Here is a 12,514-nt window from a genome sequence, read left to right on the forward strand (position 1 = left end):
CCCGACCACTGCGGTCATGTTGTCGATTGGCAAAACTCCCTCGCCTTTACTTCCTCCCTGCGGCCCGCGTGTGCGAGCCGAGGTTGGATAAGGTTACACAGGGTTTGGTTCAAATGCTGCTCAGTGCGTCAGAACCTGCTGAAAGGAGGTGTCGATAATGCCTGCGGTGGCCAGCGGTGCCGGCAGCGCTTTGACCTTGAACAGAAAATCCGCCGTGCTCTGCAAGTCCGTCGCTGCTTGCTGATCGACCGGCCCCACCGTCATGTGCGCCTGGCGCAACCAGTGCCGCGAAACTTCCTGATCGAGATTGGCTTTCTTCGCCCACAGATCGGCGTACTCATCGGTGTGGCTGTCGACCCAGGCGCGAGCCTGCTTCAGGCGTCCGAGAAAATCGGCAATTGCCTCGCGCTTAGTGTCGATTGACGGCGTAGACGCCGCAATGGCGCTGAGCCCCGGCATCAGGTTCTTCGCGGTCAGAATGGGCCGCGCTCCGGAAAACACGATTTGTTGGGAGATGTACGGTTCCCACACCGGGAAGGCATCAATGCTGCCTTGCGGTAGCGCGGCTGCCGCATCTATCGGCATCAGTTTGACGAAGTCGACGTAATCCTCCGGCAGACCGCCTTGCTCCAGCGCCCGCAAGGTCAATTGCTGACTCCACGCGCCCGGCCAGTAGGCGACTTTTTTGCCTTTTAGATCCGCGATGGTTTTGACTGGCGAATCCTTCGGCACCAGCAAGGCGATGGTGTCCGGGTTCTGTCGTGACACGCCAATCAGTTTCACCGGTGCTTGTTTGGCCGCGAGAAACAGAAACCCTGAATCGCCGAGAAAACCCAGATCCAGCGATCCGGTTTGCAGCGCTTCAGCCAGCGGCGCGGCAGCCTGAAAATGTTTCCAGTCGACGGTGTAAGGCGCGTCTTTCAGGACGCCGGAAGCCTCCACCGAAGCGCGAATGTTGTAGTAGTTCTGATCACCGACATGCAGGACCAAAGGCTCGGCGCCGTAAGAAAGCGGCGCGGCGAACAGTGCAGCGGTCAGCGCAGTGCGTAGGAAACGAGAAAGCTTCATGGCGGGTCCTGCGAGAGGGATTTGCATAGACCATAACGCTCTGAATGTCCTGATTTTAAATTCGATTAATGCATAAGCTCATCACCACCAATTTGCGTTGTCTCTCTAGCAACAGTCGCTTACCAGACTGTTCCTGCAGCAACACTAAAAAATCCGAAAACATTGGCAAATCCCAATAAATACGGGGCTTCAAAGCACATGGCACAGAGCCTGCAATATTCCATTCATGCAGGACGCAGCCAATAAAAATATTTGGAAATAACCAACAGTGCCGTTGCCGGAGCGCCGCAATGAAATCGATCTTCCATTTTTCACGCATCAAAACGCTGTTGGTTGCCAGCGCCATCGCCCTGAGCCTGCAACCCGTCGCTCACGCCGCTGAAACCGTTCCGGCCGAAGTGCACCTGGATTACGCCTACTATTCGCCCGTCAGCCTGGTGCTCAAGCACTTCGGTTTCCTCGAAAAAGCCTTGCCGCAAACCAAAGTCAGTTGGGTGTTGAGCCAGGGCAGCAACCGTTCGTTGGAGTACCTCAACAGCGGCGGCGTCGATTTCGCGTCCAGCGCCAGCCTCGCGGCTGTGCTCAGCCGCGCCAACGGCAGCCCGATCAAATCGGTTTACGTTTACAGCCGCGCCGAATGGACAGCGCTGGTGGTGCGCAAAGACTCACCGTACAAAACCATTGCCGACCTCAAGGGCAAGAAAATCGCTGCCACCAAAGGCACCGATCCCTACCTGTTCACCTTGCGCAGCCTGCAGCAGGCCGGGTTGAAAAAAGACGACGTGGAACTGGTGCATTTGCAGCATCCGGACGGCCGCACCGCGCTGGAAAAAGGTGATGTCGACGCCTGGGCCGGGCTCGATCCGCACATGGCCGCCAGTCAAGTGCAGGCCGGTTCGCGCCTGCTGTATCGCAATCCCGCCTTCAACAGTTATGGCGTGGTCAGCGTTACCGAGCAGTACGCCAAGGAGCATCCGCAGACCATCGACACCGTGATCAAAGCCTACGAGCAAGCCCGGGAATGGGCGCTGAAGAATCCCGACGAGTTCGCCGCCCTGCTCGCCCAGGAGTCAGGTTTGCCGCTGGACGTGGCCAAGCTGCAACTGTCTCGCACCGATCTGAGCAGTCCGCAATTGACTGCCAACGACGTACTCGCGTCGAAGGCTGCGGCGCCGATTCTGGTCTCGGAAGAACTGGTGCGACGTGGGGTGAATGTCGATCAGGTCATCGATCAATTGCTCGACAGCGGTGTGCAGCAAGCCGTCGCCCGCCAGTAACTGATAAGGCTCACGACCAATCCGCGCCCGACGCGGATTGGTCGTGAGCGGAGCCAAAACCATGAGCAGTCAAAGCAAAACCTTGTCAGCGCCTCTCGCTGTGCCGAGATCGCGCCGTTCTTTCATAAACCCTGCATGGCAGCGACGCTTGAAGGGCCTGGCCCTGCCATTGGCAATCGTGATCGTGCTGGAAATAATCGTACGCGTCGGGTGGTTGCCGTCCTACCAGATGCCCGCGCCGAGCGAGATCGCCGTAACCCTGACCGACCTCGCCGAGGGCACATTGTGGAAACACATCGCCGCCAGCCTGTTGCGTGTACTGCTCGGTTTCGCCATCGGCGCTGGTCTGGCGTTGGTGTTCGCCGCATGGGTCGGCTTGAGTCGTGAGGCTGAGGCTTATCTGGAACCAACCTTTGCCGCACTGCGGGCCATTCCGAGCCTGGCCTGGGTACCGCTGTTGCTGTTGTGGCTAGGGATCGATGAGACCTCGAAAATTGTCCTGATTGCGATCGGCGCGTTCTTTCCGGTGTACGTCAATGTCGTTGCGGCGATCCGCAATATTGATAGAAAACTGGTGGAGGTAGGCCGCATCTATGGCTTCAGTCGCTTGCAACTGGTGCGACGAATTCTGCTGCCCGCCGCCCTGCCCGGCCTGTTCACCGGATTGCGCAGCGGCATGAGCCTGGCGTGGATGTTTCTGGTGGCCGCCGAGCTGATCGCCGCGACCAAGGGCTTGGGCTATCTGCTCAGCGACGGTCGTGAAACCTCACGACCGGACATCGTGCTGGCAGCAATTATCGTGCTCGCGTTACTCGGCAAACTCAGCGATGGCCTGCTCGCGATTGTGGAGCGCCGCTCGCTGGCGTGGCGCGATACGTTCACCGGTCAGGGCAGTCAGGATTGAGCTAAAAGTTGCGACTAAGCTGAACCTGTCCAGATGGAGGTTCGGCCATGTGCGGAAGACTCTCGCAATATCGCGGCATCCACGATTTTGTCGCGGTGCTGAGCATTCCCGATGCGTTGATCAACCACGTCGGCGACGCGCCACTGGCTCGCTACAACGCCGCACCGACCACCCCGCTGGCGGTTTTTCATCAGCAAGAACAGCAACTCTTCGCGCAAAACTTGCGCTGGGGCTGGCGTCCGCATTGGGCCAAAGATCGCGCTGCGCCGATCAATGCGCGAGTCGAAAAGGTTGCCCATGGGGCGTTCTTTCGGGCGATCTGGCGTCATCGGCTGATTGTGCCCATCGACAACTGGTTTGAATGGGTCGATACGCCGGACAACGGACGCCAACCCTGGCTGATTCGACGAGCGGATCGCTCGGCAGTTTTCTGCGCCGCCATCGGCCAATTTCCCACAGCCGAAACACCAGAGCGCGATGACGACGGCTTCGTGATCATCACTGCCGACAGCGTCGGCGGCATGCTCGATATCCATGATCGGCGCCCGGTGGTTCTGTCCGCAGAACTGGCCCGCGAATGGCTCGACCCCGGCACGGCCGCCGAACGTGCCGAGCAAATGCTGCTGTTCGAAGGCGAAGGCAGTGAAGTGTTTGAGTGGTACAAGGTCGACAAAGCGGTGGGCAATGCACGCAATCAGGGCCCCTGTCTGATTGCCGAGACACCCTGAAAATCTGCCGGCCCCGCACGTTTAATCACAGTTGATGCGCGATATTTACAGGCATTGTTTCAATCTTGAAACATTGCTGACGGCACACTCGGCTGAGCAAACTAACCGCTTGTCTGACTCTTGAAGAGCGTTAGATACAATTCGTAATACTACGGATAGCATGCGCGCCGCATTTCCGTTTGGCATACCAGTTGACCAAAGAGTCAACAAACCAGGAATCCACTACAACTTTACAAGCCTTGCAGAGAACTAAGTTGCGCGACGATTTTGCAATCAAACAGGCCAACGGCCTGGAGTGTATTTATCTGTCCATGACAGAACGCTTTCAACTCGACTGTTTTATCGGCCACTACATCAAGACTCGAAACCTGCGCTCAATCCCCGATATTGATCGGATCTTGCGCACGACCCTTGACGGGTATCCCGGCCATGCGCCGGTGATGGTCAACGAGCTAAACGCCTGGATCGACAAGACCTTGGGCTACCGGGCTTCCCACCCCGATTTCCCGAAGCTGGAAGACCTCTGAAACAACGAAAAGCCCCGCATCAAGCGGGGCTTTTTCGTATTCAGATGATCAGCGTTTCAGATCAGGGGTTGAAAGCTCTTTGCCATCATCGTGTTTCCACGTTTGTTCTTTGCGCCTCTCACGCTCGATTTCTTCTTCAGTGGGTTCATCCACATCTTCTTCCAGTTCTTCATTCACATCTGGATGCGTCGGCTCGTTCGCCATCTCCACCTCGCCGTTATAAAGGAAACCTGATCCTTAGAGCGTAGAACAGTTTTGCGCCGGCAACTTACAGCCACCAACGCAACAGAAAGAAGAACGCCATGCTCAACAGCATGCTAACCAAGGTACTACGGGTGTAAATCACCAGCCCGATGGCCACCAGCGAACTAAGCAGATATGGATTATCCCACTGCAAATTCAGTTGTTTGTCCGGCATGAACACGATGGGGCCGCAGATCGCGGTCAACATTCCCGGTACCGCAAAGCCGAGAAACTGCCGGGCATTGCTGCTCAGGCGCACCGGCAAGCGTGGTTCGAGAAACACATAGCGGTTGAGAAAAACCAACAGCCCCATGCCGAAAATTACTGCCCAGACCATCATGTGCGCCCCCGATACAGCTTGTTGCAGATAAACCCGGCAGTCATCCCGGCCAGCCCCGACAGCACCAGCGCCGAGCCCCACTGCCAATAACTGAACAGCACCGAGCAGAACAGCGACACCGCCACGCAGACCACGGTCGGCACATTGCGCACCACGGGGGTGATCAGCGCGATAAACGTCGCGGCAATCGAGAAGTCCAGGCCCAGATGTTCGAGCCCCGGGATACTGCTGCCCAAAACGATGCCAGCGAGGGTGAACAGGTTCCACGCAACGTAGAACGTCAGCCCGACGCCCAAGGCGTACCAGCGATTGAACTGCTGCCGGTCGTGCTGGCTGGTCAGGGCAAACAGTTCATCGGTCAACAGAAAACCGAGCCCGATGCGCCAGCGACCGGGCAACGGCGAAATCACTGAGCGCATGCTCATTCCGTACAGCAGGTGCTGCGAAGTCAGCAGCACGGTGGTCAGCAGAATCGAGAAAATTCCGGCGCCACCCTTGAGCATGCCGATTGCCACCAGTTGCGCGGCACCGGCAAACACGATGCTCGACAGGCCCTGCCCTTGCAGCGGAGTGAGATTGGCTTCAATCGCCATGGAGCCGGCCAGCAGCCCCCAGGGAGCGGTCGCCAGTGATAACGGCATGATCGCCGCAGCTCCGCGCAAAAACGCACTGCGCGGCATAAGTGAGTCAGACATATCGCTCTTCAACCGTGGAAATGACCACAGACTGTGCCAGCAAACGCCTCGCGCTGGCTTGAATAATCTTGCGCAATTGCACCGGCCGGCGGCGTACCATTACGCCATTCGCAAACGCGTCAGGGAGACGACATGCTTTATCGAATTGCCGCCGACGGGCTGGTGCTGTTTCATTTGCTGTTCATTTTGTTCGTGCTGTTCGGCGGGCTGCTCGTGCTGAAATGGCCACGGATCATGTGGCTGCACCTGCCGGCAGCGGCCTGGGGCGTGGCGGTCGAGGTGTTGCACCTGACCTGTCCGCTGACGTATTGGGAAAACCTGATGCGCCACGCCGCCGGACAAACCGAGTACGCCGGTGGCTTCATCGAGCATTACATCTGGCCGATCATCTACCCCGCCGGACTGACTCCGCAGATCCAGTTGGCGCTTGGCAGCGTGGTACTCGCCGTTAACTTGCTGGTGTATGGCCGCTGCCTGCGCCTGTGGAAACTGCGGCGCAACGCTTCACATCCTTAAGTCGCGGCAGTCGCACTGACTGCCGCCGAAACGGCAGAAGCTTTAGCGCGGCGCCTGCTTCAGCGCTTCCAGCCATGCCGGGTCAAGTCGGGTTTGTTGAGTGTCCAGGCCAAGCGCCTGCATCCGCTCTTTCAGTTGCTCGACTTCCCGGTGTAACTGCGCATGATCGCTGGAGTTGCCGTCCAGTTCATGCATCTGAGTCAATCCCAGATGATAGAAACGCAAGACTTTCATCGCCGTCGGATCGTCCTTCTCCACCGCCGCAGTCACTTGATGCATCACATTGGTGACGCTCATCAGATTGCGCTTGAGCCGCCAGCTATAAACCGCAGGCGCCATCCAGCTCTGACTCCAGAAACGTCCGCGCAACAGCCCCGCCGTCAACAGCAACGCCGCAAACACGCCGCCGACATTGAAGCGCAGATTGTCACCACCGGGCTCGCCAAACAGCGCAACTGCGGCGGTCGAAAACAGCATGGCCAACACCAGGAACAGCGCCGCGATGATGATCGTGCTGCGTCGGGTCTCCCGGCGAAAGGTGACGGCGTCCATCGGCTGAATCTCGAACATTACTCGGGGCTTCCTTGGGCTATGGGAAAAAACAGGCCGGCGCATTATCGCATCGAGGGGGGATTTAGCTATGCTGGGGTCCCTTTTCATCTTTTTATCGTTCAACGGAGACATGGCGGGACCACGCAGATCGTGCCATCTTCATTCATGGATACATATTATTCGGATGCCATTTGCCTGCTGTTGGAATGACATCGTTTTAAGGATCATTGCATGACCCAACGACACGTAATCAACGCCTCCGTCAGCCCGAAAGGCAGCCTGGAAACCCTCTCTCAACGTGAAGTCCAGCAACTGAGCGAAGCCGGAACCGGCAGCACCTATACCCTCTTTCGCCAGTGCGCCCTGGCCATCCTCAATACCGGCGCGCATGTCGACAACGCAAAGACCATTCTCGAAGCCTACAAGGACTTCGAAATCCGCATTCACCAGCAGGATCGCGGTGTGCGCCTGGAGCTGCTGAACGCTCCGGCCGACGCGTTCGTCGACGGTGAAATGATCGCCAGCACCCGTGAAATGCTGTTCAGCGCCCTGCGCGATATCGTCTACACCGAAAACGAACTCGACAGCCAACGCATCGACCTCAGCACCTCCCAAGGCATCAGCGACTACGTTTTCCACCTGCTGCGCAACGCCCGCACCCTGCGCCCAGGCGTCGAGCCGAAAATCGTCGTTTGCTGGGGCGGTCACTCGATCAATACCGAAGAATACAAATACACCAAGAAAGTCGGCCACGAACTGGGCCTGCGCAGCCTCGACATCTGCACCGGTTGCGGTCCGGGTGTGATGAAGGGCCCGATGAAGGGCGCGACCATCGCCCATGCCAAACAACGCATTCACGGCGGCCGCTACCTCGGCCTGACCGAGCCGGGCATCATCGCCGCCGAAGCGCCGAACCCGATCGTCAATGAACTGGTGATCCTGCCGGACATCGAAAAACGCCTCGAAGCCTTCGTCCGCGTCGGCCACGGCATCATCATTTTCCCGGGCGGCGCCGGCACCGCCGAAGAGTTCCTTTACCTGCTGGGCATCCTGATGCACCCGGACAACGAGGGCTTGCCGTTTCCGGTGATTCTGACCGGGCCGAAGCATGCCGCGCCGTATCTGGAACAACTCGATGCCTTCGTTATCGCCACCCTCGGCGAAGCGGCGAAAAAGCACTACGAGATCATCATCGACGACCCGGCCGAAGTGGCGCGACAAATGACTCAGGGCCTCAAAGCCGTGAAGCAGTTCCGCCGCGAGCGCGCCGATGCGTTCCACTTCAACTGGCTGCTGAAAATCGACGAAGGCTTCCAGCGCCCGTTCGATCCAACCCACGAAAACATGGCCAACCTCAAACTGCACCGCGACCAGCCACCGCACGAACTGGCGGCCAATCTGCGCCGGGCGTTCTCCGGCATCGTCGCCGGCAACGTCAAGGACAAGGGCATCCGCTTGATCGAAGAACACGGCCCGTACCAGATCCGTGGTGACGCGGCGATCATGCAGCCACTGGATCTGCTGCTCAAAGCGTTCGTCGCCCAACACCGGATGAAACTGCCGGGCGGCGCGGCGTATGTGCCGTGCTATCAAGTGGTGGCGTAACCTTTTCAAGCGCTACACAACCGATGTGGGAGCAAGGTTGCTCCCACATTGTTCTCTACTGCCAATCAGTCCTGCTTCCTGACACAAAAGCCCCACAGATTCCCCACGACAGCCACCACTGGCCCGTACTAAGCTGCGCGTTTGTTTTCGTCAGGGATGATTCATGAAACGGATTGGCGCGTGTCTGCTGTCATGCCTGGCCCTGGCGGCCAACGCGGCGGATCTGCAACTGCTCACCGACAACCATCCGCCGCTGCATTTTCAACAAGGCGATCAACTGGTGGGTTACGGGGTGGACGTGGTGCGGGCGCTGGCTGAACAGACCGGCGACCACATCAATCTGCAACAAGTGCCGCTGCTGCGCGCCCTGCGCATGGCGGTCGATACACCGGACACAGGTGTCTTCACCGTGTTGCGCACCGAAGAACGCGATGACCGCTACCAATGGGTCGGGCCGCTGATCGAAGTTGAAACCGCGCTTTACGCACAAGAGAATCGCCATCCCCGGGTGCAGAGTCTGCAAGAGGCGGATCATCTGGGCAGGATTACCGCGCCGCGCAAATGGCTGGTCTACAGCTACCTGCAGCAACAAGGCCTGAGCAATCTATACGGCGTGGAAACTCCGGAGCAAATGATGCGGCTGTTCAGCCTCGGCCGTACCGATTTCGTGGTGTCCGATACCCTGTCCAGCGCATCGCTGGCACGCGCGCAGGGCATGGAGCCTGGTCGCTTGCAGTATCAGATTCCGCTAATGAAACAGAACACCTATATCGCCTTTTCGTTGCAGACCGATCCGAAGCAGGTTGCGCGCTGGCAGCAGGCGCTCAATACATTGCGGGCGAATGGGCGGTTGGAGCAGATGCGCCAGCGGTGGCTGGTGAATGCCCTTCCGCGTTGATCAATGATCTTCGCTGACAGAACCGGCCTCTTCGCTGGCAAGCCAGCTCCCACAGGTTTGCGGGTTGAATTCAGAGTTCATATACACCATAGCCCCCTGTGGGAGCTGGCTTGCCAGCGATGAGGCCAGAGAGATCAACTCAATGTTCACCTCAGCAACCGCAACGCCAGCGCTTTCGCCTGCAACGCCACATCAGTCACCGCCGTGCTCTCCCACCACATCCCACGCAACGGCGGCCCCATGGCAAACAACCGCTCAGCAACCCGCCCCTCGGCACCCAGCACCGCGCCATCCACCGCTGCCGCAATCCCAAGCGCTAAAGGTCCCGGCTGCACCAATCCGCGAGCCAGCAACTGCTGCGGCAACGGCCGCGCCACTCGACGCCAGTCGTATTCGATGCCGCTGGAGTTGATCAGCGCCGCTGCGCGCACCACGCAGGTTTCAGTCTCGCCGCGACGACGGATGCGGATACTCACCGCGCCCTCCCTGTCCGGCTCAAGCCCTTTGAACGACGCCGCATGAATCTGCAATCGCCCTTCATGGTGCAAACGCGCAACCAGTGCCGCACTTAGTGGAGGCGAACGATGGTGATGACTTTCCCACCACGGCCGCACATGCCGTACGAATTGTCGACGCTGCACGTCGGTCGCCTGACTCCATAACCGACCAATATGCGCCCGGACCGTGTCGAGCGGTGCTTGCCAATCGATGTCCTGCGCGATGGCCTCACAGCATTGGCGGCGCAACTCCCGCAACAACTGTCGCGGCGTACCTATGCTGTGATCCTCAGCGAGAAAATCCACCCAGGCCGGCGGTTGCCGACGCACATGCGGCAGCAATCCATGGCGGGAAAAAATCTCGATAGGCCCTCGGTGCCCGGCCTGCTCCAGCGACACCACGGCATCGACCATGGTCAGGCCCGAGCCGATGATCAGCACCGTTGATTGCGGATCGAGTTGACGCATGGCGGCGACATCCCACGGATCGAGCGCGGCGGCATTGAGTCCGCTGGACTCTTTCTGCGGAGTGCGCGCAGCGGGGAACATTCCGGTGGCAATGACGGCATGCGCGCCTTGCAAACGCTGGCCGTCGCTCAGAGTGAGTTGCACCGAATCAGCGGCGACTTGAAGGTCAACGACCTCGGCACGCAGGTGTTCAACCGTCGAGCCGTACTGCGCGCCCACGGCTCGCGCTTCGGCCAGCCGTTGCTGCACGTAGACACCAAACAGACCGCGCGGTGGGAATAACTCGCTGACCGGCACGTTCTGCTCAGCAGATTCCGGCCAGCGTCCGCCAGCAATATGTTCGGTCAGCCATTGCGTCAGATCGTCGACGTTGTCCGGATCGACGCTCATCCGCGCCGCATTTCCGTTCAGCGTATGACCCAGTTCGACAGCGCTATAAGCCTCGCCACGCCCCAGTTCCGCACGCGGTTCGATGATCAGGATCTGCCGCTGGCCGGGCTGACGCAGCAGTTGCACCGCGAGCATCGTGCCGCTGAGGCCGCCGCCGATAATCAGGATATCTGCGCTGCGCTTGTCGCTGGAGCTTTGATTCATTCAGATCACCACGTTACGGACGAATCGCGTCGCCACTTGCCCATCATTGCGATAGCCGTGCGGCTGGTTGCTGGCGAACATGAAAAACTCACCCGCCGAAATCGTGTTGGTCACATCGCCCACCGTCAACGTCAGGCAGCCTTCAAACACGTAGATTTGTTCGCTCCAGCCATCGGCATCCGGTTGTGAGGGATAGATCTCTCCCGGTTGCAGGCACCACTCCCACTGCTCCACCTCTCGCGTCGCGGTAGCTTTGGACAGCAACACTGCTTTGCTGCCGGAGATTACGCCGGCCCACGCCACTTCGTTGATGCGGCTGGTGTCGCGGGCGTCCGGCGCCTGAATCAAATCACTGAAAGCAACGTCGAGCGCTTCGGCGACGCGGTCGAGGGTGGTCAGGCTGACATTTTTCTCGCCCGCCTCGATCGCCACCAGCATCCGCCGACTGACCCCGGATTTTTCCGCCAGCGCTGCCTGGCTCATATCGGCGGCATGCCGCAGGCGTCGGACGTTCTGGCTGACGTGTTGCAGGACGGACGCCCGTTGGGTGGAATCTTTGTGCACTATATTGCTCACTCGGTGAGGTTGGGCAGTATACTGCGCAACGTTGGGCGCATTGTGCGGCCTCTCTTTTATAGTGCGCAAGGTCATGACGTCGGTGAACAGCCCCCAAACCCCGCTCCGCTTCTCCCGTTTCAGCAAGGCCGAGTGCGTGCTGGTGCTGATTACCATGGTCTGGGGCGGCACCTTCCTGCTGGTGCAACATGCGATGACCGTCAGCGGCCCGATGTTCTTCGTCGGCCTGCGCTTTGCCGCAGCAGCGAGCATCGTCGCGCTGTTCTCCTGGCGCCACCTGCGTGACCTGACCCTGTTCGAACTCAAGGCTGGTGCGTTCATTGGTGTGGCGATCATGCTCGGCTATGGCTTGCAGACGGTTGGTTTGCAGACCATTCCGAGCAGCCAGTCGGCGTTTATCACCGCGCTGTACGTGCCGTTCGTGCCACTGCTGCAATGGATGGTGCTCGGCCGTCGTCCGGGGTTGATGCCAAGCATCGGCATCATGCTGGCGTTTACCGGGCTGATGCTGCTGTCGGGCCCTGCTGGTGCATCGCTGAATTTCAGTCCCGGTGAAATCGCCACGTTGATCAGCGCCATCGCGATTGCTGCCGAGATCATCCTGATCAGCACCTACGCAGGTCTGGTCGATGTGCGACGGGTGACGGTGGTGCAACTGGCGGTGACTTCGGTGCTGGCGTTTCTGATGGTGGTGCCGACCGGTGAGGCGATTCCGGACTTTTCCTGGTTGTTGCTGGCTTCCGCATTGGGCCTGGGCGCAGCGAGTGCGGCGATTCAAGTGGCGATGAACTGGGCGCAGAAAAGTGTTTCACCAACTCGCGCCACGTTGATTTATGCCGGGGAGCCGGTGTGGGCCGGGATTGTCGGGCGAATCGCCGGGGAGCGGCTGCCGGCGATTGCCCTGCTCGGCGCCGGGTTGATTGTGGCGGCGGTGATTGTCAGTGAGTTGAAGACCAAGGGTAAGGCTGAAGAAGCCGCTGCCGAACTGGATCAGGAAGTTAAGGGTTAACACCAACTTTCAATAGT

At 59.2% G+C, this 12,514-nt stretch carries 15 protein-coding genes; 8 read left to right on the forward strand and 7 right to left on the reverse strand.

The features are described 5' to 3' along the window. Window positions 1-120 precede the first annotated feature (120 nt). The gene (locus ACTWLJ_RS23925; protein ID WP_445178722.1) at window positions 121-1,068 is read right to left on the reverse strand and encodes an ABC transporter substrate-binding protein; all 948 of its coding nucleotides are present in this window, start codon (window positions 1,066-1,068) and stop codon (window positions 121-123) included. 290 nt (window positions 1,069-1,358) lie between these two features. On the opposite strand from ACTWLJ_RS23925, the gene ACTWLJ_RS23930 reads away from it, so the two are divergent. The 4 genes from ACTWLJ_RS23930 to ACTWLJ_RS23945 all read left to right on the forward strand — a co-directional run bounded on the left by ACTWLJ_RS23930 (window position 1,359) and on the right by ACTWLJ_RS23945 (window position 4,504). After that, the gene (locus ACTWLJ_RS23930; protein WP_445178723.1) at window positions 1,359-2,345 is read left to right on the forward strand and encodes an aliphatic sulfonate ABC transporter substrate-binding protein; all 987 of its coding nucleotides are present in this window, start codon (window positions 1,359-1,361) and stop codon (window positions 2,343-2,345) included. 61 nt (window positions 2,346-2,406) lie between these two features. After that, entirely contained in the window at window positions 2,407-3,249 is an 843-nt protein-coding gene (locus ACTWLJ_RS23935; RefSeq protein ID WP_445178724.1) for an ABC transporter permease, read from the forward strand. 47 nt (window positions 3,250-3,296) lie between these two features. After that, a complete protein-coding gene (locus ACTWLJ_RS23940) occupies window positions 3,297-3,977 on the forward strand; it encodes an SOS response-associated peptidase (protein ID WP_445178725.1) in 681 nt (226 codons plus the stop codon). A gap of 254 nt (window positions 3,978-4,231) precedes the next feature. Then, window positions 4,232-4,504 (forward strand): hypothetical protein, encoded by a 273-nt coding sequence (locus ACTWLJ_RS23945; protein ID WP_401212151.1) that lies wholly within the window; start codon window positions 4,232-4,234, stop codon window positions 4,502-4,504. Between the two features lie 48 nt (window positions 4,505-4,552). Here the strand turns inward: ACTWLJ_RS23945 and ACTWLJ_RS23950 are convergent, their stop codons facing one another. The 3 genes from ACTWLJ_RS23950 to ACTWLJ_RS23960 all read right to left on the reverse strand — a co-directional run bounded on the left by ACTWLJ_RS23950 (window position 4,553) and on the right by ACTWLJ_RS23960 (window position 5,782). Then, window positions 4,553-4,708 carry a hypothetical protein gene (locus tag ACTWLJ_RS23950; protein ID WP_401212148.1) on the reverse strand — a complete coding sequence of 52 codons (156 nt, stop codon included), beginning with the start codon at window positions 4,706-4,708 and terminating at the stop codon, window positions 4,553-4,555. 64 nt (window positions 4,709-4,772) lie between these two features. Then, entirely contained in the window at window positions 4,773-5,084 is a 312-nt protein-coding gene (locus ACTWLJ_RS23955; protein ID WP_401212410.1) for an AzlD domain-containing protein, read from the reverse strand. Next, on the reverse strand, window positions 5,084-5,782 hold the full coding sequence (locus tag ACTWLJ_RS23960; RefSeq protein WP_401212145.1) for an AzlC family ABC transporter permease: 699 nt from the start codon (window positions 5,780-5,782) through the stop codon (window positions 5,084-5,086). Before ACTWLJ_RS23960 ends, ACTWLJ_RS23955 begins: the two co-directional genes overlap by 1 nt. 132 nt (window positions 5,783-5,914) lie before the next feature. Between ACTWLJ_RS23960 and ACTWLJ_RS23965 the strand changes: the two genes are divergently transcribed. After that, window positions 5,915-6,298: a DUF2784 domain-containing protein gene (locus ACTWLJ_RS23965; protein ID WP_401212142.1), complete on the forward strand. Its 384-nt coding sequence runs from the start codon at window positions 5,915-5,917 to the stop codon at window positions 6,296-6,298. A 42-nt stretch (window positions 6,299-6,340) separates the two neighbouring features. On the opposite strand, the gene ACTWLJ_RS23970 is transcribed toward ACTWLJ_RS23965, so the two are convergent. After that, window positions 6,341-6,868, reverse strand: a complete 528-nt coding sequence (locus ACTWLJ_RS23970) for a DUF3087 family protein (protein ID WP_445178726.1) — start codon at window positions 6,866-6,868, stop codon at window positions 6,341-6,343. A gap of 213 nt (window positions 6,869-7,081) precedes the next feature. Between ACTWLJ_RS23970 and ppnN the strand changes: the two genes are divergently transcribed. Both ppnN and ACTWLJ_RS23980 read left to right on the forward strand, forming a co-directional pair. Continuing rightward, window positions 7,082-8,455, forward strand: coding sequence for a nucleotide 5'-monophosphate nucleosidase PpnN (ppnN, locus tag ACTWLJ_RS23975; RefSeq protein WP_401212137.1), 1,374 nt, complete (start codon window positions 7,082-7,084; stop codon window positions 8,453-8,455). A 163-nt stretch (window positions 8,456-8,618) separates the two neighbouring features. Then, window positions 8,619-9,353: a substrate-binding periplasmic protein gene (locus ACTWLJ_RS23980; RefSeq protein WP_445178727.1), complete on the forward strand. Its 735-nt coding sequence runs from the start codon at window positions 8,619-8,621 to the stop codon at window positions 9,351-9,353. Window positions 9,354-9,499: 146 nt separating this feature from the next. Here ACTWLJ_RS23980 and ACTWLJ_RS23985 read toward each other — a convergent pair whose 3' ends face one another. Both ACTWLJ_RS23985 and ACTWLJ_RS23990 read right to left on the reverse strand, forming a co-directional pair. Continuing rightward, window positions 9,500-10,912, reverse strand: a complete 1,413-nt coding sequence (locus ACTWLJ_RS23985) for an FAD/NAD(P)-binding protein (RefSeq protein ID WP_445178728.1) — start codon at window positions 10,910-10,912, stop codon at window positions 9,500-9,502. Beyond that, complete coding sequence (locus ACTWLJ_RS23990) at window positions 10,913-11,476, reverse strand: helix-turn-helix domain-containing protein (protein WP_445178729.1); 564 nt, start codon at window positions 11,474-11,476, stop codon at window positions 10,913-10,915. It lies immediately after the preceding gene. Window positions 11,477-11,561: 85 nt separating this feature from the next. Between ACTWLJ_RS23990 and ACTWLJ_RS23995 the strand changes: the two genes are divergently transcribed. Beyond that, window positions 11,562-12,497, forward strand: coding sequence for a DMT family transporter (locus ACTWLJ_RS23995; protein WP_445178730.1), 936 nt, complete (start codon window positions 11,562-11,564; stop codon window positions 12,495-12,497). The last annotated feature ends 17 nt before the right edge of the window (window positions 12,498-12,514 follow it).

It is taken from the genome of Pseudomonas sp. McL0111, assembly GCF_052567255.1.

What these genes read in the sequence shown, in the direction of transcription:
- ACTWLJ_RS23985 (WP_445178728.1), bottom strand. Translation starts at nt 10,912, where the DNA reads ATGAATCAAAGCTCCAGCGACAAGCGCAGCGCAGATATCCTGATTATC.
- ppnN (WP_401212137.1), top strand. Translation starts at nt 7,082, where the DNA reads ATGACCCAACGACACGTAATCAACGCCTCCGTCAGCCCGAAAGGCAGC.
- ACTWLJ_RS23940 (WP_445178725.1), top strand. Translation starts at nt 3,297, where the DNA reads ATGTGCGGAAGACTCTCGCAATATCGCGGCATCCACGATTTTGTCGCG.
- ACTWLJ_RS23955 (WP_401212410.1), bottom strand. Translation starts at nt 5,084, where the DNA reads ATGGTCTGGGCAGTAATTTTCGGCATGGGGCTGTTGGTTTTTCTCAAC.
- ACTWLJ_RS23995 (WP_445178730.1), top strand. Translation starts at nt 11,562, where the DNA reads ATGACGTCGGTGAACAGCCCCCAAACCCCGCTCCGCTTCTCCCGTTTC.
- ACTWLJ_RS23970 (WP_445178726.1), bottom strand. Translation starts at nt 6,868, where the DNA reads ATGTTCGAGATTCAGCCGATGGACGCCGTCACCTTTCGCCGGGAGACC.
- ACTWLJ_RS23925 (WP_445178722.1), bottom strand. Translation starts at nt 1,068, where the DNA reads ATGAAGCTTTCTCGTTTCCTACGCACTGCGCTGACCGCTGCACTGTTC.
- ACTWLJ_RS23930 (WP_445178723.1), top strand. Translation starts at nt 1,359, where the DNA reads ATGAAATCGATCTTCCATTTTTCACGCATCAAAACGCTGTTGGTTGCC.
- ACTWLJ_RS23950 (WP_401212148.1), bottom strand. Translation starts at nt 4,708, where the DNA reads ATGGCGAACGAGCCGACGCATCCAGATGTGAATGAAGAACTGGAAGAA.
- ACTWLJ_RS23965 (WP_401212142.1), top strand. Translation starts at nt 5,915, where the DNA reads ATGCTTTATCGAATTGCCGCCGACGGGCTGGTGCTGTTTCATTTGCTG.
- ACTWLJ_RS23980 (WP_445178727.1), top strand. Translation starts at nt 8,619, where the DNA reads ATGAAACGGATTGGCGCGTGTCTGCTGTCATGCCTGGCCCTGGCGGCC.
- ACTWLJ_RS23935 (WP_445178724.1), top strand. Translation starts at nt 2,407, where the DNA reads ATGAGCAGTCAAAGCAAAACCTTGTCAGCGCCTCTCGCTGTGCCGAGA.
- ACTWLJ_RS23960 (WP_401212145.1), bottom strand. Translation starts at nt 5,782, where the DNA reads ATGTCTGACTCACTTATGCCGCGCAGTGCGTTTTTGCGCGGAGCTGCG.